We start from the raw sequence: 23,289 nt of genomic DNA, 5'->3' as shown, positions 1-23,289 counted from the left end.
CAGCGCCGGTGAGACGGTCACAGCTCCTGGAGGATCCGCAGCGCCCGGCCGACCCGCTGCATGGTCTCGGTGTCGGCCACGTCCACGCACTCGGCGAACCACTTCTTCATCGGTGAGGAGATCCGGTCGGGCATCACCACGTACGCGCCCATCCGCACGGCGAGCGGCGAGTCGCGCAGCAGCGTCTCCTCGACCACCTCGGCCACGATCACGATGGGCACCGCCGTGGCGTTGTAGACGTCCGAGCTGATCACCAGACCGAAGCGTTCCCGGGCGCCGGAGATGCGCCAGACCTCACCCCTACGCAGCACGCGGGCGCCCGCCGAAGAGGGCGTCGTCGACGAGCGCGGCCTCCTGGGCGTCGGCCAGGGAGGCGGCCTCCAGGTCGAAGCCGGCACGGCCGACCGCGTCGGCGTGCGCGGTGAAGACCTCGCGCAGCGCCTTCTCCCGGGCAGCCTGGTCCATCCAGGCGGAGAGGGAGAGCCCTTCCCGCTTGGCGAACCGGCGCGCCTCCTCGATCGTCTCGTCGGAGAACGACAGGGTCACCTTGGCGGTCATGCCAGGAAGACTACCCAGCGGTATGACCGCCAGTCATCCTCGTGCCCGCCGATCGCTGAATCGGACACCAGCAGGTGAAACAAACGAAGCCAGTTGCGGATATTGCACTTGAGGGCGACGATGGACCAGGTCCGAACGGTTGGGACGACGCAAGCCCCATCTGCCACAGGGAGCCGTCATGAGCCTCAGCACCGGCATGGCCGCCTCGGTCATGCCCACCGAGGGAGTGGAGCGCCAGAAGGCGGCCGCCATGGAGGAGTTCCTCGTGCGGCACCCCCTCGCCGCAGGCGCGGACGCGGGCGCCGCCCGCCTCGTCTCCGCGAACGGTGACGAGGTCGAGGTTCCCGCGCAGATGTTCGACGTTCTCCGTCAGATCTCGGCGATGCTCGCCCGCGGCGACGGCGTCGCGATCAGCGCGGTCTCCCGCGAACTGACGACGACCGAGGCGGCGAAGCTGCTCGGCATGTCCCGCCCCACGCTCGTCCGCCTCCTGGAGAACGGGGCGGTCGCGTCCCACCGGGTCGGCAGCCACCGGCGTCTCTTCCTCCGCGACGTCCTCGCATTCCGGCAACGGCAGATGGACGAGCGACGGAAGTCGTACGAGGCGCTGATGTGGGAGTCCGACGCGCTGGGTTTCACCGACGACGTGTAGTTCCGGCCCCGGCCAGGAGGCGTCCAGGCGTTTCCGTACGGCCTCGTCACCGGCTATTCGCCGCACGACGTCCCGTGCCCACCGGACCCGGACGACCGGCACGTACTGGCCGCCGCCGTCCACGGCCGCGCCGACATCCTGGTGACCGACGACCGGCGCGCCTTTCCGCCGGAATGCGTACGGGAATCGCTGTCGGTCCGCACCGGCGACGAGTTCCTCAACTGGGTGGCCGACCGTTCGATGCCTCTGGTCATGAGGACGTTGGCGCGGCAGATCGACTACTACCGGCGCAGCCTGGTCGCCGAGGACAAGGATGCGATCGAATTGCTCGCCCACCTACGGAAGGCCGGCGCACCCCGGTTCGCCGAGCGGCTTGAGAATCACCTCGCCGATCCGTCCGGCCGCTGACCGCCGAAGACCGCGAAACGCCATTCCTTGAAGAAGCAGTCCACGTCCGCCAGGCCCGCCTCGGCCAGCCACCGGCACTGGTCTGCCACCGTGGCCGGCCGGTCGTGCCGCATCCGTTCACGGGCGCCGGCGATCTCCTCGGCGTCGGAGCCCAGCTCGGTGAGACGCGCCGTCCACACCTCGTCGTAGCGGCGGTCCAGCGCCGGGGTCGGCCCGGCCACCTGCTCGGCGTTGACGAACACCCCGCCCGGGACCAGCGCGTCGGCGGCCCGCCGGTACAGCGCCCGCTTGCCCTCGTCGTCGAGGTGGTGGATGGCCAGCGCGGACACCACCGCGTCGTACCGCCCGGCGGGCAGCGGGTCGGCCAGGTCGGCGTGGACCGTGCGATGGGGCACGCCGCGTTCGCCCAGGTGCCCGGCGGCCACGGCGAGCATGCCGGGGGCGCCGTCCACGAGCGTCAGGCGGACGCCGGGGACGGCCGCGGCCAGCAGCATGGACAGCAGGCCGGTGCCCGCGCCCAGGTCCAGCACCTCGGGGGTACGCCCGGCGGCGAGCGCGACGCGCAGCGGCGGCGCGGCCACCTCGACGGCGGTGCCGTAGAAGGCGTCGAAGCAGGGCACCAGGCGACGTCGAGCCTGGTCGTAGGTGCCGGCCACCGCGTCGAACGCGTCCGTCACGCTCATGATGCCTCCCGAAATATGAGATTGTTGTCCCACATTCTAGGCCTTGCGGGCCGTCCCGTCACGTGCGTGCGGTGTGAAGCGCTCGTGACAGGACCGAAACAGAGCAGACCCGGACCGGAAACCGCCCGACGGCACGCTTTTCCGACATGACAGACGGTGCGCGCACGGCGACGCGAACGGAGCAACGCTCCGTCGAGATTGCCACGCACTGCCCGTACTGCGCCCTGCAGTGCGGCATGATCCTGCGCGCCACCGGCGACGGCGTCGAGGTAGGCGCCCGTGACTTCCCCACCAACCGCGGCGGCTTGTGCCAGAAGGGCTGGACCGCGGCCGACCTGCTCGACCACCCGGATCGGCTCACCACCCCGCTGCTGCGCGACCGGCCCGGCGGCGAGCTGCGCCCGGCGACCTGGGACGAGGCACTCGACCGCGTCGCCGCCGGGATCCGGGACGTGCAGCACCGCCACGGGCCGGACGCGGTCGCCGTCTTCGGCGGCGGCGGCCTCACAAACGAGAAGGCGTACGCGCTGGGCCGCTTCGCCCGGGTGACGCTGCGGACCCGGCACATCGACTACAACGGACGCTGGTGCATGTCGTCGGCCGCCGCGGCCGGCAGCCGGGCCTTCGGGGTCGACCGTGGACTGCCGTTTCCGCTCGCCGACCTGGGGCACGCGGACACGCTGCTGCTCGTCGGCGCGAACCCGGCCGAGACCATGCCGCCGCTGATGCGGCACGTCGCCGACCTGCGGGAACGCGGCGGCCGGGTGATCGTGGTCGACCCCCGCGCCACCGCCACGGCCCGGCAGGCCGACCTGCACCTGCAACCCCTGCCCGGCACCGACCTGGCGGTGGCGAACGCGCTGCTGCACATCGCGCTCACCGAGGGCTGGCTGGACCGGGCATACGTGGCGGAGCGGACCGCCGGCTTCGACGAGGTACGGCGGACGGTTGCCGGCTACTGGCCGGCGGAGGTGGAACGGCTCTCCGGCGTGCCGGTGGCCGACCTGTACGCGACAGCCCGTGCGCTGGCCACAGTGGATCGCGCGGTCATTCTCACCGCGCGGGGCGCCGAGCAGCACGCCAAGGGCGTCGACACGGTGACCGCCTTCATCAACCTGGCGCTCGCCCTGGGCCTGCCCGGCCGCCCCGGCTCCGGCTACGGCTGCCTGACCGGGCAGGGCAACGGGCAGGGCGGCCGGGAACACGGGCAGAAGTCCGACCAGCTCCCCGGCTACCGGCGCATCGACGACCCGGCGGCCCGTACGCACGTCGCCGGGGTGTGGGGCGTCGAACCGGACGCGCTACCCGGGCCGGGGGTGCCGGCGTACCAGCTCCTGGACGCGCTCGGCACGCCGTCCGGCGCGCGGGCGCTGCTTGTCTTCGGGTCCAACCCGGTCGTGTCAGCGCCCCGCGCCGCCCGGGTCGAGTCCCGGCTGCGCGCCCTGGACCTGCTGGTGGTGGCGGACTTCGTCCGCTCCGAGACGGCCGAGCTGGCCGACGTGGTGCTGCCGGTCGCCCAGTGGGCCGAGGAAAACGGGACGATGACCAACCTGGAGGGCCGGGTACTGCGCCGCCGGGCGCTGCGCGAACCACCCGCCGGAGTCCGTACCGAGCTGGCGATCCTCGCCGCGCTCGCCGGACGGCTGACCGAGGGCGGTACGCCGCTGCCGACCGACCCCCGCGAGGTCTTCGCGGAGCTGGGCCGGGCCTCGGCCGGCGGGCCGGCCGACTACGCCGGGATCACCTGGGACCGGATCGACGCCGACACCGGCGTCTTCTGGCCCTGCCCGGACCGGAACGGCCCGGACACGCCCCGGCTGTTCGCCCACCGCTTCCCCACCCCTGACGGCCGGGCCCGGTTCCATCCGGTGACCCACCGGCCGGCCGCCGAGCCGGTCTGCGCCGACTACCCGCTGCACTTCACCACCGGCCGGGTGCTGGCTCAGTACCAGTCCGGCGCGCAGACCCGGCGGGTGGCCGCGCTGCGCCGCGCCGCGCCCGGCGGCTTCGTCGAGCTGCACCCGGACCTGGCGGCCCGGATCGGCGTGACCGAGGGGGCGCCGGTACGGGTGGTCTCCCGCCGGGGTGAGCTGCGCGCACCGGCCCGGCTCAGCACGGCGATCCGGCCGGACACCGTCTTCGCGCCGTTCCACTGGCCCGGCGCGCAACGCGCCAACTCGGTCACGAACGACGCGCTCGACCCGGTCTCCGGGATGCCCGAGTTCAAGATCTGCGCGGTCCGGGTGGAGCCGGCATGAACGAGCGCATAGTCGTCGTCGGCTACGGCATGGCCGGCGCCCGGCTCGCCGCCGAGCTGCACGCTCGCGGCGGGGACCGGCGGATCACCGTGCTCGGGGCGGAGCCGCACCGCGCGTACAACCGGATCATGCTCTCCACGCTGCTCGCCGGGCGCATCGGCGAGCCGGACGTGGAGCTTGTCGAAGCCGTCGGGCCGGGCATCGAGGTCCGCACCGGCGCGGCCGTCACCGCCGTGGACCGGGCCGCCCGCCAGGTGGTCACCGCCGACGGCGACCGGCACGGGTACGACCACCTGGTGCTCGCCACCGGCAGCCGGGCCGTCGTGCCACCGCTGCCGGGCCTCGCCCCGCTGCCCGAGCGGGTCGTCCCGTTCCGCACGCTCGGCGACTGCCGGCGGATCCTCGCCGCCGCCGAGGGCGCGCGGCGCGTGACCGTGCTCGGCGGCGGGCTGCTGGGTCTGGAGGCGGCCCGTGGGCTGGCCGCCCGAGGGCTCGACGTGACTGTGGTCCACCCGGTCGGGCACCTGATGGAACGCCAGCTCGACCCGCCGGCCGGCGCGGTCCTCGCGGGCACGCTCGCCGGCCTGGGCGTCCGGTCCCGGCTCGGGGCGCCGGCGACCGCCGTGAGCGCCGGCACCGACGGCGTCCGCCTGCACCTGGCCGACGCCGAACCGCTCGACGCCGACCTGCTGGTGCTCTGCTGCGGGGTACGCCCCGACGCCGCGCTCGCCGAGGCGGCCGGGCTCGCCGTCGACCGGGGTGTGGTGGTGGACGACCGGATGCGTACCAGCGACAGACACATCTCCGCGATCGGCGACTGCGCCCAGCACGACGGGACGCTGACCGGGCTCGTCGCGCCGGCCTGGGCCCAGGCCCGGGTGGTGGCCGACGTGCTGACCGGCGCCGATCCGCTGGCCCGCTACCGGCCCCGGCCGGCGGTGACCCGGCTCAAGGCGGCCGGCATCGACCTGGCCGCGATGGGCGACGTGGCCGGGCCCGGCGACCCGGGCGGCCCGGTCGAGGAGCTGACCTTCGCCGACCCGGCCCGGGGCACGTACGCCCGGCTGCGCATCCGGGACGAGCGGCTGACCGGCGCGATCCTGCTCGGCGACAACCCGGCGGTCGGCACCGTGGTGCAGCTGTTCGACAGGGGCGCGCCGGTGCCGGCGGACCGGCGTTCGCTGCTGCTCGGCCGGACGTTCGGTGACGCACCGGCCGAGCCGGCCGCGTCGCCGGCGCTGATGCCGGACGCCGCGACCGTGTGCCGGTGCAACGACGTGAGCAAGGGCGCGCTGGTGGCGTGCTGGCGGGCGGGCGCCCGGACGGCGGCGGCGCTGTCCACGGCGACCCGGGCCGCCACCGGCTGCGGCAGTTGCCGGGAGGCGGTGGCCGGCATCGCCGCCTGGCTCGCCGAGGCCGACCCGCTGACGACCGACGAGGAACGCGAGACGGTGGAGGTGGCGTCATGAGCGAGCCGATCAGGGAGCTGGTCGTCGTCGGGAACGGCATGGTGGGGCAGCGCTTCGTCGAGGCGCTGCGGGCCCGGGACACCGACGGGCGGTGGCATGTCACGGTCCTGGCCGAGGAACGGCGTCCGGCGTACGACCGGGTGCGGCTCTCCGCCGTCTTCGACGGGGTGGACGCCGACGAGCTGAACCTGCACACCCCCGACGCCGGTGTGGACCTGCGCCTGGGTGAGCCGGCCACCGGCGTCGACCGGGCGCGGCGGGTGGTGACCACCGCGGCCGGTGAGTACCCGTACGACGCGCTGGTGCTGGCCACCGGCTCGTACGCGTTCGTGCCGCCGGTCGACGGCGCTGATCTGCCCGGCGTCTTCGTCTACCGGACGCTTGACGACCTGGCCGCGATCCGGGAACACGCCCGGGGCCGCCGCACCGGCGCGGTGATCGGCGGCGGGCTGCTCGGGCTGGAGGCGGCGAACGCGCTGCGGCTGCTCGGGCTCGCCACGAGCGTTGTCGAGTTCGCGCCCCGGCTCATGCCGGTGCAGGTGGACGAGGCGGGCGGGGCGATGCTCCGGCGGTACGTGGAGGAGCTGGGCGTCACGCCGTACCTCGGGGTGGCCACCACGGCCCTGCGTTCCGGGCCGGACGGCACGGTGACCGCGCTCGACCTGGCCGACGGCCGCACCGTCGACGCGGACCTGGTGGTGGTGGCCGCCGGGATCCGGCCCCGGGACGAGCTGGCCCGCGCGGCCGGGCTGCCGCTCGGCCCGCGCGGCGGCGTGCTGGTGGACCCGGCCTGCCGGACCGCCGACGAACGGATCTGGGCGGTCGGCGAGTGCGCGGCTGTCGACGGGGTCTGCCACGGCCTGGTCGCGCCCGGGTACGCCACCGCCGAGGTGGTCGCGGACCGGCTGCTCGGCGGCGCGGCCACCTTCCCCGGCGCGGACACCGCGACGAAACTCAAGCTGCTCGGCGTGGACGTGGCCTCGTTCGGTGACACGCACGGCGTCACCGAGGGCTGTCTCGACGTGACGTTCACCGACCCGGCCACCCGGTCGTACGCGAAGCTGGTCCTCTCCGACGACGCGCGGACGCTGCTCGGCGGCGTGCTGGTTGGGGACGCGAGCGCCTACCCGGCGTTGCGCGCCAGTGTGGGCGGGCCGCTGCCCGCTCCCCCGCTGGCGTTGCTGGCGCCGGCCGGCGGCGCGGGCGCCGGTGCGGGCGCGTTGCCCGCCACCGCGCAGGTCTGCTCCTGCAACGCGGTGACCCGCGCCGACCTGGACGCGGCGATCGCCGGCGGGGCGACCGACGTGCCGGCGCTGAAGGCGTGCACCCGGGCCGGTACGAGCTGCGGCTCCTGCGTGCCGATGCTGAAGCAGTTGCTGGACGCCGCCGGGGTGCGCCAGTCCACGGCGTTGTGCGAGCACTTCGACCACAGCCGGCAGGAGCTGTTCGACCTGATCCGGGTACGCGGCATCGGCACGTTCTCCCGGCTCGTCGCCGAGCACGGGCGCGGGAGCGGATGCGACATCTGCAAGCCGGTGGTGGCCTCGATCCTGGCGTCGCTGGGCACCGGGCACGTGCTCGACGGTGAGCGGGCGTCGCTTCAGGACACGAACGACCACTTCCTGGCCAACCTGCAACGCGACGGCAGCTACTCGGTGGTGCCCCGGATACCCGGCGGCGAGATCACCCCGGAGAAGCTGATCGCGATCGGCGAGGTGGCGCGCGACTTCCGGCTGTACACGAAGATCACCGGCGGGCAGCGGATCGACCTGTTCGGCGCGCGGGTCGACCAGCTGCCGCAGATCTGGCGGCGGCTGGTCGACGCGGGCTTCGAGTCGGGCCACGCGTACGGCAAGGCGCTGCGCACGGTCAAGTCGTGCGTGGGCGACACCTGGTGCCGCTACGGGGTGCAGGACTCGGTCGGGCTCGCGGTGGCGCTGGAGCTGCGCTACCGAGGGCTGCGCGCGCCGCACAAGCTCAAGTCGGCGGTCTCGGGCTGCGCCCGGGAGTGCGCCGAGGCCCGGAGCAAGGACTTCGGGATCATCGCCACCGAGACCGGCTGGAACCTGTACGTCGGCGGCAACGGCGGTTTCCGGCCCCGGCACGCCGACCTGTTCGCCACCGACCTGAGCACAGCCGAGCTGGTCACCCTGATCGACAGGTTCCTCATGTACTACATCCGCACCGCCGACCGGTTGCAGCGCACCGCCGCCTGGATCGAGGCGATGGACGGCGGCCTGGACCACCTCCGGTCGGTGATCGTGGACGACTCGCTCGGCCTCTGCGCCGACCTCGACGCGGCGATGGCCCGGCACGTCACGAGCTACTCCGACGAGTGGCGCGACGTCCTGGAGGACCCGGACCGGCTGCGCCGCTTCACCTCCTTCGTCAACGCGCCAGACGTGCCCGACCCGTCCATCACGTTCACCCAGGAGCGGGGCCAGCCGGTGCCGGCCCGGGGCGCGCCCCCGGACGGCGGACACCGCCGCCAGCCCGTCGTTCTGGGCCTGCCGGAGGTACGCCGATGAGCCCCGTCGTCACGCTGGACTGGACACCGGTCTGCCCGCTGGACCGGCTCGACCCCGACCGGGGTGTGGCCGCGCTCGTCGACGGCGTCCAGGTGGCCGTCTTCCGCACCGCCAACGGGCTGTACGCGGTGGACAACCTCGACCCGGTCGGCGGCGCGTACGTCATGTCCCGGGGGCTGGTCGGCAGCCGGGGCGGGGTGCCCACGCTCGCCTCGCCGCTGCACAAGCAGGTCTACGACCTCACCACGGGGCGGTGCCTGGACCTTCCGGGAGTGACGCTGCGCCGGCATCCGGTGCGCTGCCGGGACGGCCTGGTCGAGGTGCGGTTACGGCAGGAGGAATGATGCGGGACGAGCTGGCCGGCTTCACCATCGGGGTCACCGCCGACCGGCGGCGCGACGAACTCGCCGCGCTGTTCCAGCGGCGTGGGGCGCGGGTGGTGCTCGCCCCGGCGCTGCGGATCGTCCCGCTGGCCGACGACAGCGACCTGCGTGAGGCCACCCGGGCCTGCCTGGAACACCCGCCGGACGTGCTGATGGCGAACACCGGCATCGGCATGCGCGGCTGGCTGGAGGCGGCCGAGGGCTGGGGGCTGGCCGAGCCGCTGCGCACCACGCTCGCCGGGGCGTACGTGGTGTCCCGGGGTCCGAAGGCGACCGGGGCGATCCGCGCCGCCGGGCTGCGCGAGCACTGGTCCCCGGAGTCGGAGAGCTGCGACGAGGTGATCGAGCATCTGGTCCGGCGCGGTGTGGCCGGCCAGGTCGTGGCGATGCAACTGCACGGCGAGCGGCAGCCCGAGTGCGCCGACGCGCTGGTGGCGGCCGGGGCCACGGTGATCGAGGTGCCGGTCTACCGGTGGGCGCCGCCGGCCGACCCGGCGCCGCTGCACCGGCTCATCGACCTGGTGGCCGGGCGGCTCGTCGACGCGGTCACGTTCACCTCGGCCCCGGCGGCCGAGGCGCTGCTGCGGGCGGCCGGGGACCGTACCGAGACGGTGCTGGAGGCGCTGCGCGGCGACGTGCTGGCCGGATGCGTCGGCACTGTCACCGCCGAGCCGCTGGTACGGCGCGGCGTGCCGGTGAGCGCGCCCAGCCGGGCCCGGCTGGGCGCGCTCGTGCGCACCATCGTCGAGGAACTGCCCCGGCGTACCGTCTCGGTGAAGGCGGCCGGGCACGTGCTGACGCTGCGCGGGCACGCCGCTGTGGTGGACGGGGAACTGCGCCAGCTGGCGCCGGCCCCGATGGCGGTGCTGCGGGCGCTCGCCGCCTCGCCCGGGAAGGTGCTCTCCCGCACCGCGCTGCTGCGTACGCTGCCGCGCGGCGCCGACGAGCACGCCGTGGAGATGGCTGTCGCCCGCCTGCGGGCCGGCCTGAAGGCGCCCCGCGTGGTGCAGACGGTGGTCAAGCGGGGCTACCGCCTGCGGGTCGACTGACCCGCAGGCGGTCAGCCCACCGAGGCCGGGTAGCCGTGCTCGGCCTGGAGGCGGAGCATGGCGTGCTCGACCACAGTCACCAGCACCTGCTTGACCGAGTCGCGCCGCCGGGCGTCGCACAGCACCATCGGCACGTCCGGGGAGATGGCGAGCGCCTCCCGGATCTCCTCCAGCTCGTAGTGCGGCGCGTCTTCGAAGCGGTTCAACGCCACGACGTACGGCAGCTTGCGGTTCTCGAAGTAGTCCAGCGGCGCGAACGCGTCGGTGATCCGGCGGGTGTCCACGAGCACCGCCGCGCCCACCGCGCCCCTGATGATCTCGTCCCACATGAACCAGAAGCGCGTCTGGCCGGGCGTGCCGAACAGATAGAGGATCAGGTCCTCGGCCATTGTGATACGGCCGAAGTCCATGGCGACCGTTGTGGTCTCCTTGCCCGGCACCTTCGACGCGTCGTCGATGCCCACGCCGGCCGCGGTCATCAACGCCTCGGTGGTCAGCGGCTGGATCTCGGAGATCGCCCCGACGAGCGTGGTCTTTCCCACGCCGAAGCCACCCGCGATCACGATCTTCGCGGAGATGATCTCCCGGCCGCGGTTCACCCCGTCGGGGTCATAGTTCGCGAAGTCCACTTAGCACCCTTCCAAGCAGGTTCATCCGCGCCGCGAAACCCGTCGCGGGAGCGGCAGTGTGTAGCGTCAGCAGGCCCTCGGCCACCATGTCGGCGACCAGCACCCGGGTGACGCCCAGCGGCATCCGGGTGTAAGCGGCGATTTCCGCAAGCGACTGCGCCCGGCCCTCACAGACCGAGGAGATGCGGTACTTGTCGTGCCCGGCGAAGCGCGCCTCGGCCGACTGCGTCGGCGTGCTCGACAGCACCGCTTCGAGCGCGATGTTCTGCAACGGCTCGGTGCGGCCCCGGGTGACCGCGTACGGCCTTACCAGCGCGCCACGTGGATCACGTCGCGGTTCCAATTCGCGATCACCTCCCCTCGTACGGAGCCGCACCGGCTCCGGTCGTCAGCACCCCGGGCCGATCAGGACCGGACCGCGTCCCTCGGCAGCGGGACCAGTGCCTGGCCGACCCGCTCCACCAGCAGCGCCATCTCGTAGCCCACCTGGCCGACGTCGCAGCTGCGGGCCGCGAGCACGGCCATCGACGAGCCGTCGCTGATGGACATCAGGAACAGGTAGCCGCTGTCCATCTCGATCACGGTCTGCAGCACCCCGCCGGCGCTGAACATCCGCGCCGCGCCCTCGGTAAGGCTCACCACGCCGGAGGTGATGGCGGCGAGCTGGTCGGCCCGGTCGCCGGGCAGATCCCGCGAGGAGGCGAGCAGAAGTCCGTCCGCGGACACCGCCACCACGTGCGCGATGCCCGCGACGCTGTCGGCGAAGTTGGTGAGAAGCCACCCCATGTCCTGCATGGCCGCCGGCCTGTTCATCGGTTCGTCTCCTTGTTCGAGGTGCTGTTCAGGTCGGCGCCGGCCGTACGGCCCCGCTGGACGCCACGGTGGTAGGCGGAGAGCAGGCCGCGTACCTCGTCCGGCGTGCGCCGGCTGCGGTCCCGGCCGCTCTTCGGCTCGATGCCGCCGGGCACGAGCTGGGCCTGCGGCACCCGCTTGGGCAGGCCGGAACGGGTGGTGCCGCCGGTGGTGGGCTCCGCGGCACGGCTGGCCCGCGACCAGCCCTCGTCGGCCGCCGTACGCCAGGCCTCCGGGTCGATCGACGGCGCGGACGCGGGCTCGGCGGCGGGCGGCGCCGGGGGCGGCGTCGCGGCTGCCGGAGGCGTGGACGGGACCTCCGGCGGGCTGTACGCCGGCGGCGTGGTCAGCCCCGACGCCTGGGCGCCCGGGGTACGGGTGGGCAGCTTCGGACGTGCCGACGCCGCGGGGGGCGCCACGGCCGGCTGTGCCGGCGCGGGCGGCTCGTCGAACGTGGGACGGGTGAAGATGGTGGTCTCGTCCTCTCCGTGCGAACGGAACCAGACCGCCTCCATCTCGCGGAATATCGGCGCCTCGGCCCGCTGCTCGGGCCGGGCCACCACGGGCGTCGCCGGGGTGCTCTCCACCGCCGGCGCCGCGGCGAGCGGCTGGTAGGCCGGAGGTGCGGCCTGGGTAGCGGGTTGCGCCGCATCGACACCCGGCGTCCGCTTGGGCAGCGGGTCGAGCGCGGGATACGCCACGGTCGGGCCGGCCGACCAGCCCGCGCCGGAGACCGGTGCCGGCGCGGCGGGGGCGGGCGCCGCCGCCACCGGGGCGGGCGCCGCCACGGTGGGCAGCGCGCCGGTCGCTCCACCCAGTTGTACGGCGGGTGTGGTGTCGCGGGTCTCGGCGGGCGTCTGCCACCGGGACGGCGGGGCGGTGGTCGCCCCGCGCCACTGGTCGGCGAGCGTGGCGGTGGCCGCGCCCCGCCCGGCGCCGGCCAGCGCGTCGGCGGCACCGACCTGGCTGAGCGGCGACTGCTCCACGGCGAGCGGCTGACGCGGCCGGGTCAGCGGGGCCTGACCCCGGTTGGCCGGCAGCACCACAGTCGAGTTCGGCAGCGTGACCTGGGCGACGGTGCCGCCCTCGACGTTGCGGCGCAGTTCGACGCGGATCCCGTAGCGGGAGGCGAGCCGGCTCACCACGGCCAGACCCATCAGCCGGAACGCGGCCACGTCGACTGTCGGCGGCGCGGCCAGGCGCCGGTTGAGCGAGTCGAGCTGGTCGTCGCTGAGCCCCAGGCCGCGGTCCTCGATCTGGATCAGCACGTAGTCGCGGATCCGGCGGCCGTCGGCCACCACCGAGGTGTTCGGCGGCGAGAACCGGGTGGCGTTGTCGAGCAGCTCGGCGACCAGCCGGACGACGTCGTTGACGGCGTGCGCGGCGACCGAGATGTCGGTGTCGACGGTGCCGAACTCGATCCGGTTGTAGAGCTCCACCTCGGACTGGGCGGCGCGCAGCACGTCGACAAGGAGCGCGTCGTCGCGACGCGGCACGGCCGAGTCGGCACCGGCCAGCACCAGCAGGTTCTCGTCGTTACGGCGCATCCGGGTGGCCAGGTGGTCCAGCTCGAAGAGCTGCGCCAGCCGCTTCGGGTCCTCCTCGGAACGCTCGATCGCGTCCAGTTCGCCGATCATGCGGTCGACCAGGCTCTGCGAACGGCGGGCCAGGTTGAGGAACATCGCCGAGACGCTGGTCCGCAGCGCGGCCTGCTCGGCCGCGACCCGGACCGCCTCGCGGTGGACCACGTTGAAGGCCACCGCGACCTGGCCGACCTCGTCGCGGTTGCTGAGCTTGATCGGGTCCCGTACCTGCTGGACGATCTCGTCCACGCCGCCGTCGCCGATGGCGTTGACGTTCTGCAGCCGGCTCACCGCGTCCGGCAGGTCGTGGTTGGCCACGGCGAGCGCGCCTTCACGCAGCCGGCGCAGCGAGTCGTTGAGCGAGCGGGCGAGCACCACGGCGAGCGTCACCGCGATGGCGAGCGTGAGCAGCACGAGCAGGCTCTCCACGATCGCCTGCCGGATCACGTCGGCGCGTACCTCGTCGGCGTCGGCCAGCATCTCGTCCAGCAGCTGGATCTCGGCCCACCGCATCAGGTCGTCGACCGCACCGATGGCGGCGGACGCCTCGTCGCGGGTGACCAGCGAGGATCGTTCGACGGAGCGGGAGATGTCGCCGGCGACGCGGTCGGCGAGCTGGACGGCGTCACCGGAGACCGTGCGGTCCACCAGGGCCCGCTGGCTCGGCGTCGCGGTCCGGGAGAAGGTCAGCAGCGCCTCCTGCTGGCCGGTGAGCGTGGCCACGAAGGAGGAGAACTGCTCGCCGTCGATCCGGCTGCCACCGAGGGCGGTGAAGGCCACCGCCTGTTCCTCGGCCACCGCGGCCTTGGCGTGGGCGAACGCGGCCACCGCGCGGCGGGCGTCGGCCAGGCTCTCCGCGCCCGGCTGCTGGGCCAGCGCGTCGCTGTACGCGACCAGGTCGCCCAGGACGATCCCGTAGCGCAGGCTGGCCTCGGCCACCGGCATCTGGAGCCGGTCCAGCACCTCCTGCCGGGTGCCGTTCAACGTGGCCAGGTGGGCGTCGATCACCTTGAGCTGGTTGCTGATCGCCGCCGGCAGGTCACCGAGGTCGGCGCGCCCCTTCTGGTACGCGTCGATGCGCTCGTCGGTCTGACGCACGCGCAGGTTGTACGCGTCCGGCTTCTGGTTCGGGTCGGCCAGGAAGACCGCCGCCGCCATTCGCTCCTTGTGCAGGTCCTGGGTGAGCGCCGAGATGTCGACAGACACCGCGCTCAGCGACCGGATCCGGTCCGCCTCGTACGCGCCCTGGCCCACCGAGATGAGTCGGATAGTTGCCAGTGCGATGACGGCTGCCACCGGGACGACCAGGATGAGGGCGAGCTTGGAGCGGATCCGCGCGTCGCGCAGCCTGGGCAGGCGCCGACGGCGGTTCCGCTGTTCGGCGTTTGGGCTCCCGGGCAGGGTCGTAGGTCCGGTGCTCACGACATCGCCTCCGTCGTTTCTTCCACGCGCGACCCACTGACCCGTGCCTGGTGCAGCGGCCAGCGCCGCACGCGGCACGGCCGCGATTTCATCAGACGAGATCGTGTTTGGGAAGCCGCAGTGGGGCAGGAAACGGTCGGGGGTGGCGCAACCCGGGATCCGATCACCTAATACCTTCTTTTCTCCAACCCCCTGAACAGGGGATGTCACTCCAGAGTGGTCATACGCTTCTGTGCAGTAATTGTCGGTTAATGTTCCGTGTCCCCAGCATGTGGGATAGCCGTCCCGAAACAGGACTCCGGATCCCGGCTTGACCACAGGCCCCGGCATTGGCAAGGTTTTGCAGGCTTCGCGCACACCGTACGGCACACCAATCCCGTTCCTCCACTGAGGACGGACTAGCGGCGGTGATCGGGCGTCGGCCCGCGCCGCACCTGGAGGACTGAGTTGAGCCCCATCCGCTCCGCGAGCATCGCGGCGCTCGCATCGGCCGTGCTGGCCACCACGCTCACCGGCTGCGGGATCGGCGGGGAACCGCAGGACACCAGCCCCATCGTGATCGCCGCCGATCTGGAGCTCTCCGGCGCCTCGGCGCCCGTCGGCAAGGTCTACCAACGGGCCCTGGAACTGAAGGTCGAGCAGTTGAACGCCTCCGGCGCACTGGGCGGCCGGAAGATCGATCTGAGGATCAAGGACAACCGCTCGGACGCCGCGGAATCCTTGCGGAACATCAATGATTTCAGCGGTGACTCGCGGGTGAGCGCCGTCATCATGGGCGGCTGCAACGAATGCGCCGTCGGTGCGGCCCGTACGATCGGCGAGAAGCGCATTCCGACGATCGCACTGGCGTCGTCGAGCGCCGTCACCGAGCCGGTGGCCGAGCGGCGATATGTCTTCAAGCTCGCCCCGAACGCCGCGGACAGCGCCGCCGCGCTCGCCGCCGAACTGGACCGGCGCAACGTCCGCAAGGTGGCGCTGCTGCACAGCGCCGAGGGCTACGGCCAGGAAGGGCTCACCGCCCTGCGCCGCGAGCTGAGCAAGACCAGCGTGAAACTGGTCGGCAACGAGTCGGTGCGGTCCACCGACACCGAGGTGACCACGCAGATCAACGAGCTGATCGAGGGCAAGCCGCAGGCGCTGGTCCTGTGGACCACGCCGGAGCAGGCGACGCTCGCCGCCACCACCGCCCGGCAGAGCAAGTTCCGCGGGTCGCTGTTCTTCGACGCCTCGGCCGCCGGTGACCTCTTCCTGGGCCCGTCGGCCCGATCCACCGAGGAGGCGACGCTGATCTTCACCCAGACCATGGTGATCGACGACGTGATCGCCACCACCCCGGCCAAGGCCGCGCGGCGGCAGTGGTTCCAGGACTACACCGCCCGGTTCGGCGGCTACAACGGCTTCTCCTCGTTCGCCGCGGACGCGGTCCAGCTGATCGCCGACGCCGAGCAGCGGGCCGGCGGCGAGCCCGGCAAGGTCGACCGGGACGCGCTGCGCGACGTGCTGGAGACCGCCCAGCTCGACGGGCTGTCCGGGCCGATCCGGATGACGCCGGACAACCACTCCGGGCTGATGCCGCAGGCGTTGACGACGCTCGTTGCTCGTGGTGGGCGTTGGCGGCTCGCCGGCTAGTCACTGTTGGGGGCGTGGCCCCACCGCAACCGGCTCCGGGCGGTCAGGCTTGATCCCTGCGCCGGTTGCGGTGGGGCCACGCCTGTCGTGGTCGGCCGCCATCCGTGGGTTGAGGTTTACCTTCTGGGTGCTCGGTCGACGTCGGGTTCTCGGGTCAGTGGCTAGCGGGCTGAGGTGGTGGCGCGGACCCAGGGCAGGGCCAGGCGCTCGATGAGGCTGAGGGCGGCGTAGAGCACGATGCTCATCAGGGCCACCAGCACGATCGCCGCCCACGCGGTCGCGGTGTCGCCGACACCGTTGTACTGCAGGATCTGGTAGCCCAGGCCCGGACGGTCCGAGTAGAACTCCCCGATCACGGCGCCGATCGCGGCCAGCGGCATGGCCACCTTGAGGCCGACGAAGATCTGCGGCAGCGCCGCCGGGAAGCGCACCTTGCGGAACGACTGCCACCACGACGCGTTCAGCGACCGGCCCAGTTCCGCCAGATCCGCCGGGGTGGTGGTCAGCCCGGTCGCGGTGGAGAGCACGATCGGGAAGAAGCAGAGCAGGAACACCATGGTCAGGATGGGCTTCTGCCCCCAGCCCACGGCCACCACCAGCAGCGGCCCGAACGCGATCTTCGGGACCGCGTTCACCGCCACCAGCAGCGGCGCGAACATCCGCTCCACCCGGCGGGAGGCGGCCAGCGCCATCCCGATCAGCACCCCCGCCACCGACGAGAGCAGGAAGCCGAGCACTGTCATCCAGGTGGTGATGCCCAGCGCGGGCAGCAGCACCTCGGTGGTGCCGGCGAGGGACCTCCCCACCGCCTGCGGCGGGGGCAGCGCGGCCGGGTGCACCAGGTTCAGCCCCGAGGTGACGAGCCACCAGGCCGCCACCGCGATCACCAGGCCGAGCGCCGGCAGTCCCACCGCCGCCGGGCGTACGGCGATCCCGCGCCGGACGACCGCCGGGCGCGGCGGCGTCTCCGGCCGGGCCTCGGTCGACTGTGTCAACGTGTGCTCCTCTCTGCGCCGGTCGGCGTGACCGGCACGCGAAGGGGGTGCGCCCCACCGGGGTGTCCGGCGGGTCGCACCCCCGTTGGCCCGAGCGGACCGGTCAGGCCTTCGGCGCGAGGTTGAAGTCGATGATCTGGTCCGGGGTGAGGTTCTGCTTGAGCGCACCTGCGCCCTGGAGCAGCGCGATGCTCTTGGCCACCCGGCCGCTGTCCAGCGTGCCGATCGCGGTGCCGGAGTTGCTCGACCGGACGTACGCGGCCATCAGCTGAAGCTCGGCGGAGGCAGCGGCCGGCACGGCGGCCGGCACGTTCTTCTTCAGGATCTCGGCCGCCTCGTCGGGGTTCGCCAGCGAGTACTCCAGGCCCTTGAGCAGCGCGGCGGTGAACTTCTTCACCATCTCCGGCTTCTCCTTGGCAATCTTCGAGGAGGTGATCAGCGCGTTGCCGTAGAGGTCCTGCATCACGTTGCTGTACGGCAGGACGACCGGCTTCTTCTTGGTCACCGTCTCCACCGTCGGCTGGCCGACGACGAACTGGCCGATGCCGTCCACCGACCCCGAGCCGAGCATGCCGATCAGGCCCTGCGCCTCACCGTTGACCCAGGTCACCTTGCTGCCGTCGATGCCGGCGAGCCGCGCGTACGTCGGGAAGAGGTTGCGCACGACGGACGTCGGGGTGTCGGCGAGCTTCTTGCCCTCGAGGTCCTTCGGGGTGGCGATGTTCTTGCCCTCGACCGTGACGATCGCGGCCATGGTGCGCTGCTGGATCGCGGCCACCGCCACGAAGTCCTTGGCCTGGCCGTTGCCGAGCTGGAGGATGCCACCGGTCAGGTCGATCGGGCCGAAGTCGGCCTGACCGCCGGTGATGGTCTGGATGACGGAGCCGGTGCCCTGACCGGGCTTGATGTCGACGTCGAAGCCGGCCTCCTTGAAGAAGCCCTTGTCCTTCGCCACCCAGGCGTAGGAGTCACGCCCGAAGTTGCCGAACGAGGTGAGGTACGTCACCTTCTCCAGCGCCGCGCCGTTGCCGCCGCCGCTCTCGGACTTGTCCGAGTCGCTGCTGCAGCCGCCCACCAGGGCGAGGGCGGTGGCCAGAGCCGCGGCGGCGACCGTACGGGTCAGCCTTCTCATCAGTGCACCATGTCCTTTCCGACCAGGACTTCTTCGCCGGTCGGGTCGTGGGTCCGACGGGGTCGGCAGGTGGTTCGGCCGACTGGACCGTCGTGAGGGGACTCTTCGCGCGCAACAGCGTACGAGAAGCCAGATGACCTGCCGCCGCCGTCCCGGTTGCGGAACGGAAACGAAGTTGCGTGACGGAAAGCGGACTGACGTCCACCCCGGACGGTGCTATAAGCACAGTCCCCCGCTACGCTAGCCCGGCTCGCGTCGGAGACGACGTGGCCGAGACGACGTGGAAGGGAGCCGGCAGGACATGATCCGACTGTCCGGGGTGTCCCGCACCTTCGACGGCCGTTCGGGGCGGGTGGAGGCGCTGCGCGGCATCGACCTCGACGTCGCCGAAGGCGAGTTCGTCGCCGTCCTCGGCCGGTCCGGCTGCGGCAAGTCCACGCTGCTGCGCATGATCGCCGGCCTGCTGCCGGTCACCGGCGGCGAGATCACCGTGGCCGGTACGCCGATCACGAAGCCCCGCCGCGACGTGGCCATGCTGTTCCAGCGACCGGCGCTGCTGCCCTGGCGCTCGGTGCTGGACAACGTGCTGCTGCCGGTGGAGATCTTCGGCTGGCGCCGGGCCGAGCACCGCGACCGGGCCCGCCAGTTGCTGGAGATGGCCGGGCTGGGCGGCTTCGAGAAGCGCCTCCCGCACGAGCTGTCCGGCGGCATGCAGCAGCGCGTGTCGCTGTGCCGGTCGCTGATCGGCTCGCCCCGGGTGATGCTCATGGACGAGCCGTTCTCCGCGCTCGACGCGCTCACCCGCGAGGAACTCTCCGGCGAACTCCAGCGGGTGCACATGGAGACCAGTGCGACGATCGTCTTCGTCACCCACTCGATCGACGAGGCGGTGCTGCTCGCCGACCGGGTCGTCGTGCTCAGCCCGCGCCCCGGGCGCATCCGCGAGGTGGTCGAGGTGAACGTGCCCCGGCCCCGCACGCTGGGCCGCCACGAACACCTGGAAGACGTCGCGCGGATCAGCGCCGAGCTGCACGAACTGCTGATGGAGCGGGACGCCCCCGGCGTACCCGTCGGAGGCCGGTGACCATGCGGGTCTCGGTGTTCACCGAACCCCACCGCGGTGCGGACTACGACGACCAGCTCCGGTTCGCCCGGCTGGTCGAGGAGACCGGCTTCGAGGGCTTCTTCCGGGCCGACCACTACCGGGCCATGGGGGACGAGCCGGCGCCGCCCGGCCCCACCGACGCCTGGCTGACGCTCGCCGCGCTGGCCCGGGAGACCTCCCGGATCCGGCTCGGCACGCTCGTCACGTCCGCCACGTTCCGGCTCCCCGGGCCGCTCGCCGTCATGGTCGCCCAGGTCGACCGGATGAGCGGCGGCCGGGTCGAGCTGGGCATCGGTGCCGGCTGGTACGAGCGCGAGCACACCGCGTACGGCATCCCGTTCCCGCCCGTCGCCGAACGCTTCGACCGGCTCGCCGAGCAGCTGGAGATCGTCACCGGGCTGTGGCGCACCCCGTCCGACGAGACGTACAGCTTCACCGGTGAGCACTACCGGCTGGTCGACGCGCCCGCGCTGCCCAAGCCGGTGCAGCGGCCCGGCCCGCCGGTGATCGTCGGCGGCCGGGGACCGAAGCGCACACCCGAGCTGGCCGCCCGCTACGCCGACGAGTTCAACATGCCGTTCAAGAGCGTCGCCGAGACCGCCGCCGCGTACGACCGGGTGCGGGAGGCGTGTGACCGCGCCGGGCGGGCCGACTCCGGCCGCGCGCCGCTGACGCTCTCGGCCGGCATCGTGGTGGCGATCGGGCGCACCGACGCCGAGGCGCAGCGCCGGGCCGCGCCGCTGCACGTCACCAGCGCGCTGCCGCCGGAGGACCCGGTGGTCGGCTCCCCCGCCCAGCTGGTCGACCGGATCGGCGAGTTCGCCGCGATCGGGGCCACCCGGGTGCACCTGCGCCTGATCGACTTCGACGACCTCGACCACGTGGAGCTCATCGCCGCCGAGGTGCTCCCCCGACTGGACGGACCACGATGACCGAACTCTCCACCGACCTCGAACTCGGCCCGGTGGGCCAGGAGATCGTGTACGAGAACGACCGGGTACGCGTCTGGCACATCCGGCTCGAGCCGGGTGAGCGGCAGCCGCTGCACCGCCACGACCACCCCTATCTGGTGGTAGCGATCCAGGGCGCGAAGAACGTGGTGCAGACCATCGACGGCGCCACCATCGACGCCGACGAGCCGACCGGCGGCGTGGTCTACCGGGATCCGGGCGCGGTGCACATGCTCACAAACGTCGGCGACACCACCTACCTCGCGCGCCTGGTCGAGCTGAAGTAGCCACGCCGGGAGGTTCGCCGCGCCGCGCGGCGGCAAGGTGGCGATCGGGGTCACCGGGCCGTAACGTGCCGGACATGGCCTTTCGGACGTGGGGCAGGCTGCTGCTCACGGCGCTCGGCGTGAGCGTGCTGGCCGGGGCCGGCCAGTTGGGCATCGCGTACGGCTTCGGAGTCGTACGCCTCGACGGCGCGTTCGTCGACGTCTCGGTCAACCGGTGGCCCGCCCAGCTCGTCTGGGTGGGCTGGTTCGCCGCTGTCGCCACGGTCGCCGGAGCCGTCCTCACCGAGCGCATCGCCCGCCGCGACGACGGTCCCGGCGGCACCACCGAACTGCTCTCCGTCGCCGGCGTCAGCGCGCTCGGCGCGATGGTGGTCGCCCCGCTGTGCATGCAGCCGGCCCGCGCTGCCGAGCTGGGCGGATCCGTCGACGCGGCCTGGGCCGCCGGCATCTGCGCCGCGCTCGGGGCCGTGGTCGGGGCGGGTGCCGCGATCGCCGTGCTGCTCAAGCCGCCGTTCGGCTGGGGAGTGGCGATCACCGCCGGGATCGTCTGGCTGTTCGCGCTGCTCTCCGTCGCGCCCACGATCCTCTCCAGCCGCCCGCTGGCCACCGTACGGCTCGGCGTGCTCGAACCCTCCTGGCTGGATGCGGAGGCGGCGCAACGCCTGTCCATGCTGCTGCTGCCGGTGCTCGCCCTGCTGGCCGGCGGGGCGGTCGGCGTGCTCGCCCGCCGGGCCGAATGGCCGCCGCTGGTCGGCGGGGCGGCCGGGGCGGCCGGTCCCGTGCTCGTCGCGTTCGCCTACCTGACCGCCGGTCCCGGCTCGGCCACCGACCGCTACCAGGTCGCGCCCTACTACGGCGCGCTGATCGCCGTGATCGCCGGTGCGCTCGGCTCGACCGCCACCACGATGCTGCCCCGGCCGGTCACCGCCAGCGGTGACCCCGACGCGGTCGAGGCCACCGACATCCTCGCGCCGCTGCCGCACTCGTCCGCCCCGGCCGCCGCCACCGTCCCGCCCACGCCTCCGGTGACGAGCGGCGCCGCCGCACCCGCTCACTGGAGCTGGCCCGAGCCCGGCGGCTCGACCACGACGTCGGCGCCCACCGGTGCCGACCTTCCCGCCGCCGACCCGCCTGCCGTCCCCGGTCTGCCCACCGCTGATCAGCCGGCGGGCGACCGTCCGGCCACCGTTGACACGACGACCCACGGCCAGCCCATGCCGGGCCTGCTGCCCCCGGGGCGCCGGACCTCGGCCATCGACGTGCTCGCCGCGGGCCGCCCCGACCCGATCCCGGCCCCGGGCACGGGTCCGGGCACGGGTCCGGGCACGGGTCCGGGCACGGGTCCGGGCACGGGTCCGGGCACGGTTCCAGAGTCGAGCGTCACCCCGGCCGCCGCCTCCGCATCCGCCGGCGGCGAGAGCGCCGCCCCCGCTGCCCCGGCCGCCGGGTCGGACGATGCGGCACCGGCTCAGGAAACGACGGCGGCCACGCCACGGGTCACCCGGCCCCGCCGTACCCGCGCCGGCCGGTCCACCGGCGGACCAGGGTCACCCGCCGACGGTCCCACCGCACCCCGCGCCGCGGATGCCACCTCCCCGGGCACCGCCGCCGAGGACGCCTCGCCGCTCACCGGCGGCACCCCCGAGAACCACGTCCCCGGCCCCCGGACGGACGGCGGCGACCTGACCGGACCGGACCGGGCCGACGCGGACAGCGCCGCCGCGCCACCGGCCGAGCCCACTGCCGGGACCGGCCGCCCCACCCGCTCGCGGCGTGGCCGCACCCCGAAGGCCGGACCACGCGCCACCGGCCCGGCCGCACCCGACTCCGCCCCGGCCGACGCCACGCCGACGACGCCGGTCGGGCAGGGCGGCCCGGCGGCGAACGCCGACCCGATCCCACCGGCCGCGAACCCGGCCCGGGACGACGCGAGCGCGGCCTCGACGCCCGGCAGTGTGGACCCCGGCACGCCCGGCGGTTCCCTCGACGGCCCGGCTCCCCGCACGGGCTCCCCGGCCGGCGAGGACGCACCGCCCGGTCGTACCCGACGTAGTTTCTTCTTCGACGACGGCCCGGCGCCGGCCCCGTCGCCCCGGCCCCGGTTCCCGATGTTCGAGGAGGTCGCCGGCGCGCCCGGCGAGGTACGCCCGGCCTGGCCGATCACCCCGGCGAGCCGCCCGCAGCGCGCCACCGCCGAACCGGACGCGCCGGCAGGGGACAGCGTGGAGGCGGTCACCCCGGCCGAGCCGGCACCGCGTCCCCGCCGTCGGGGTCTGCCCGAGCCGGGCGCGAGCGCCGGCTGGGACGCGCTCACCACGAACGCCCGTCCCGCCGGGCCGGTTTCCCGGCCGGAGGAGAAGGCCGCACTGCCTGTCGCCCGACCGGAGCCGACGACCGCCGTACCGGCCGAGGCCGGTGCCGGCACCGCGCTGCCCGAGGCCACCGCGCCGGAGACGGGCGAGCCGGACCTCCGGCGCGGGCGGCACGCCGGCCCGGCGGACGCCGACACGCCCGCCGGGAAGACGAAGACCCGGCGCGGCCTGTTCCGGCGTAACCGGCCCAAGGCCGACCCGGAGCCGCCCGACCGTGCGGCCGAGCCGGACGCCGCTACCGACGACGAGTACGTCGACTGGGTCGCCGGTCTCGCCTCGGACGACAACGCCGCCGACGCCCGCTCGCTGCGTACCGGGCGGCACCACCGCGACTGAACGGCGACC

Annotated in this window: 20 protein-coding genes and 1 pseudogene; 12 read left to right on the top strand and 9 right to left on the bottom strand. The window is 73.6% G+C overall.

What is annotated here, in order from left to right; genetic code table 11:
* Nucleotides 1–17: 17 nt before the first annotated feature.
* Together AB0C17_RS20615 and AB0C17_RS20610 are read right to left on the bottom strand one after the other, a co-directional pair.
* Nucleotides 18–311 (bottom strand): type II toxin-antitoxin system PemK/MazF family toxin, encoded by a 294-nt coding sequence (locus tag AB0C17_RS20615; protein ID WP_357389021.1) that lies wholly within the window; start codon nt 309–311, stop codon nt 18–20.
* On the bottom strand, nt 301–558 hold the full coding sequence (locus AB0C17_RS20610) for a DUF6364 family protein (RefSeq protein WP_357479889.1): 258 nt from the start codon (nt 556–558) through the stop codon (nt 301–303). The genes AB0C17_RS20615 and AB0C17_RS20610 overlap by 11 nt, the downstream gene beginning before the upstream one ends.
* A 178-nt stretch (nt 559–736) precedes the next feature.
* Between AB0C17_RS20610 and AB0C17_RS20605 the strand changes: the two genes are divergently transcribed.
* Together AB0C17_RS20605 and AB0C17_RS20600 are read left to right on the top strand one after the other, a co-directional pair.
* Nucleotides 737–1,210, top strand: a complete 474-nt coding sequence (locus AB0C17_RS20605) for a helix-turn-helix domain-containing protein (protein WP_357471933.1) — start codon at nt 737–739, stop codon at nt 1,208–1,210.
* Nucleotides 1,211–1,294: 84 nt separating this feature from the next.
* Nucleotides 1,295–1,618, top strand: a pseudogene (locus AB0C17_RS20600) (hypothetical protein); the annotation flags it as partial.
* Here AB0C17_RS20600 and AB0C17_RS20595 read toward each other — a convergent pair.
* Nucleotides 1,591–2,301 (bottom strand): class I SAM-dependent methyltransferase, encoded by a 711-nt coding sequence (locus AB0C17_RS20595; RefSeq protein ID WP_357479887.1) that lies wholly within the window; start codon nt 2,299–2,301, stop codon nt 1,591–1,593. The pseudogene AB0C17_RS20600 and the gene AB0C17_RS20595 overlap by 28 nt on opposite strands.
* A 146-nt stretch (nt 2,302–2,447) precedes the next feature.
* On the opposite strand from AB0C17_RS20595, the gene AB0C17_RS20590 reads away from it, so the two are divergent.
* Genes AB0C17_RS20590 through AB0C17_RS20570 form a run of 5 tightly spaced genes read left to right on the top strand, consistent with a single transcriptional unit; the run spans nt 2,448 to nt 9,988 of the window.
* The gene (locus AB0C17_RS20590) at nt 2,448–4,559 is read left to right on the top strand and encodes a molybdopterin oxidoreductase family protein (protein WP_357479885.1); all 2,112 of its coding nucleotides are present in this window, start codon (nt 2,448–2,450) and stop codon (nt 4,557–4,559) included.
* A complete protein-coding gene (locus tag AB0C17_RS20585; protein ID WP_357479882.1) occupies nt 4,556–6,028 on the top strand; it encodes an FAD-dependent oxidoreductase in 1,473 nt (490 codons plus the stop codon). The genes AB0C17_RS20590 and AB0C17_RS20585 overlap by 4 nt, the downstream gene beginning before the upstream one ends.
* On the top strand, nt 6,025–8,556 hold the full coding sequence (gene nirB / locus AB0C17_RS20580; protein ID WP_357479880.1) for a nitrite reductase large subunit NirB: 2,532 nt from the start codon (nt 6,025–6,027) through the stop codon (nt 8,554–8,556). The genes AB0C17_RS20585 and nirB overlap by 4 nt, the downstream gene beginning before the upstream one ends.
* Complete coding sequence (nirD, locus tag AB0C17_RS20575) at nt 8,553–8,900, top strand: nitrite reductase small subunit NirD (RefSeq protein ID WP_013288584.1); 348 nt, start codon at nt 8,553–8,555, stop codon at nt 8,898–8,900. The genes nirB and nirD overlap by 4 nt, the downstream gene beginning before the upstream one ends.
* A complete protein-coding gene (locus tag AB0C17_RS20570) occupies nt 8,900–9,988 on the top strand; it encodes a uroporphyrinogen-III synthase (RefSeq protein WP_357389005.1) in 1,089 nt (362 codons plus the stop codon). The genes nirD and AB0C17_RS20570 overlap by 1 nt, the downstream gene beginning before the upstream one ends.
* An 11-nt stretch (nt 9,989–9,999) precedes the next feature.
* On the opposite strand, the gene AB0C17_RS20565 is transcribed toward AB0C17_RS20570, so the two are convergent.
* The 4 genes from AB0C17_RS20565 to AB0C17_RS20550 all read right to left on the bottom strand — a co-directional run bounded on the left by AB0C17_RS20565 (nt 10,000) and on the right by AB0C17_RS20550 (nt 14,474).
* Nucleotides 10,000–10,617 carry an ATP/GTP-binding protein gene (locus AB0C17_RS20565; RefSeq protein WP_354870472.1) on the bottom strand — a complete coding sequence of 206 codons (618 nt, stop codon included), beginning with the start codon at nt 10,615–10,617 and terminating at the stop codon, nt 10,000–10,002.
* Nucleotides 10,598–10,960: a DUF742 domain-containing protein gene (locus AB0C17_RS20560; protein ID WP_030501578.1), complete on the bottom strand. Its 363-nt coding sequence runs from the start codon at nt 10,958–10,960 to the stop codon at nt 10,598–10,600. The genes AB0C17_RS20565 and AB0C17_RS20560 overlap by 20 nt, the downstream gene beginning before the upstream one ends.
* A gap of 62 nt (nt 10,961–11,022) precedes the next feature.
* Entirely contained in the window at nt 11,023–11,430 is a 408-nt protein-coding gene (locus AB0C17_RS20555; protein ID WP_013288588.1) for a roadblock/LC7 domain-containing protein, read from the bottom strand.
* Complete coding sequence (locus tag AB0C17_RS20550; RefSeq protein WP_357389002.1) at nt 11,427–14,474, bottom strand: sensor histidine kinase; 3,048 nt, start codon at nt 14,472–14,474, stop codon at nt 11,427–11,429. Before AB0C17_RS20550 ends, AB0C17_RS20555 begins: the two co-directional genes overlap by 4 nt.
* A 447-nt stretch (nt 14,475–14,921) precedes the next feature.
* On the opposite strand from AB0C17_RS20550, the gene AB0C17_RS20545 reads away from it, so the two are divergent.
* Nucleotides 14,922–16,103, top strand: coding sequence for an ABC transporter substrate-binding protein (locus AB0C17_RS20545; RefSeq protein ID WP_357471912.1), 1,182 nt, complete (start codon nt 14,922–14,924; stop codon nt 16,101–16,103).
* 161 nt (nt 16,104–16,264) lie between these two features.
* On the opposite strand, the gene AB0C17_RS20540 is transcribed toward AB0C17_RS20545, so the two are convergent.
* Entirely contained in the window at nt 16,265–17,098 is an 834-nt protein-coding gene (locus tag AB0C17_RS20540; RefSeq protein WP_357388998.1) for an ABC transporter permease, read from the bottom strand.
* A gap of 103 nt (nt 17,099–17,201) precedes the next feature.
* Nucleotides 17,202–18,230 (bottom strand): ABC transporter substrate-binding protein, encoded by a 1,029-nt coding sequence (locus AB0C17_RS20535; protein WP_135242057.1) that lies wholly within the window; start codon nt 18,228–18,230, stop codon nt 17,202–17,204.
* A 301-nt stretch (nt 18,231–18,531) separates the two neighbouring features.
* On the opposite strand from AB0C17_RS20535, the gene AB0C17_RS20530 reads away from it, so the two are divergent.
* The 4 genes from AB0C17_RS20530 (at nt 18,532) to AB0C17_RS20515 (ending at nt 23,280) form a co-directional block, all read left to right on the top strand.
* On the top strand, nt 18,532–19,314 hold the full coding sequence (locus AB0C17_RS20530; protein ID WP_357471909.1) for an ABC transporter ATP-binding protein: 783 nt from the start codon (nt 18,532–18,534) through the stop codon (nt 19,312–19,314).
* Between the two features lie 2 nt (nt 19,315–19,316).
* A complete protein-coding gene (locus AB0C17_RS20525) occupies nt 19,317–20,267 on the top strand; it encodes an LLM class F420-dependent oxidoreductase (protein ID WP_357479956.1) in 951 nt (316 codons plus the stop codon).
* A complete protein-coding gene (locus AB0C17_RS20520) occupies nt 20,264–20,572 on the top strand; it encodes a cupin (protein WP_357479877.1) in 309 nt (102 codons plus the stop codon). Before AB0C17_RS20525 ends, AB0C17_RS20520 begins: the two co-directional genes overlap by 4 nt.
* A gap of 74 nt (nt 20,573–20,646) precedes the next feature.
* On the top strand, nt 20,647–23,280 hold the full coding sequence (locus tag AB0C17_RS20515) for a hypothetical protein (RefSeq protein ID WP_357471906.1): 2,634 nt from the start codon (nt 20,647–20,649) through the stop codon (nt 23,278–23,280).
* The last annotated feature ends 9 nt before the right edge of the window (nt 23,281–23,289 follow it).

Source organism: Micromonospora sp. NPDC048887 (genome assembly GCF_040649715.1).
GTDB lineage: Bacteria > Actinomycetota > Actinomycetes > Mycobacteriales > Micromonosporaceae > Micromonospora.
The sequence above is the reverse complement of the archived record's forward strand: the minus strand, read 5'-3'. Positions and strand labels throughout refer to the sequence as shown.

Bases quoted from the DNA above. Each gene is read 5' to 3' on its own strand.
- nirB (WP_357479880.1), top strand. From the start codon at position 6,025: ATGAGCGAGCCGATCAGGGAGCTGGTCGTCGTCGGGAACGGCATGGTG.
- AB0C17_RS20570 (WP_357389005.1), top strand. From the start codon at position 8,900: ATGCGGGACGAGCTGGCCGGCTTCACCATCGGGGTCACCGCCGACCGG.
- AB0C17_RS20530 (WP_357471909.1), top strand. From the start codon at position 18,532: ATGATCCGACTGTCCGGGGTGTCCCGCACCTTCGACGGCCGTTCGGGG.
- AB0C17_RS20535 (WP_135242057.1), bottom strand. From the start codon at position 18,230: ATGAGAAGGCTGACCCGTACGGTCGCCGCCGCGGCTCTGGCCACCGCC.
- AB0C17_RS20585 (WP_357479882.1), top strand. From the start codon at position 4,556: ATGAACGAGCGCATAGTCGTCGTCGGCTACGGCATGGCCGGCGCCCGG.
- AB0C17_RS20520 (WP_357479877.1), top strand. From the start codon at position 20,264: ATGACCGAACTCTCCACCGACCTCGAACTCGGCCCGGTGGGCCAGGAG.
- AB0C17_RS20595 (WP_357479887.1), bottom strand. From the start codon at position 2,301: ATGAGCGTGACGGACGCGTTCGACGCGGTGGCCGGCACCTACGACCAG.
- nirD (WP_013288584.1), top strand. From the start codon at position 8,553: ATGAGCCCCGTCGTCACGCTGGACTGGACACCGGTCTGCCCGCTGGAC.
- AB0C17_RS20590 (WP_357479885.1), top strand. From the start codon at position 2,448: ATGACAGACGGTGCGCGCACGGCGACGCGAACGGAGCAACGCTCCGTC.
- AB0C17_RS20515 (WP_357471906.1), top strand. From the start codon at position 20,647: ATGGCCTTTCGGACGTGGGGCAGGCTGCTGCTCACGGCGCTCGGCGTG.
- AB0C17_RS20605 (WP_357471933.1), top strand. From the start codon at position 737: ATGAGCCTCAGCACCGGCATGGCCGCCTCGGTCATGCCCACCGAGGGA.
- AB0C17_RS20525 (WP_357479956.1), top strand. From the start codon at position 19,317: ATGCGGGTCTCGGTGTTCACCGAACCCCACCGCGGTGCGGACTACGAC.
- AB0C17_RS20555 (WP_013288588.1), bottom strand. From the start codon at position 11,430: ATGAACAGGCCGGCGGCCATGCAGGACATGGGGTGGCTTCTCACCAAC.
- AB0C17_RS20610 (WP_357479889.1), bottom strand. From the start codon at position 558: ATGACCGCCAAGGTGACCCTGTCGTTCTCCGACGAGACGATCGAGGAG.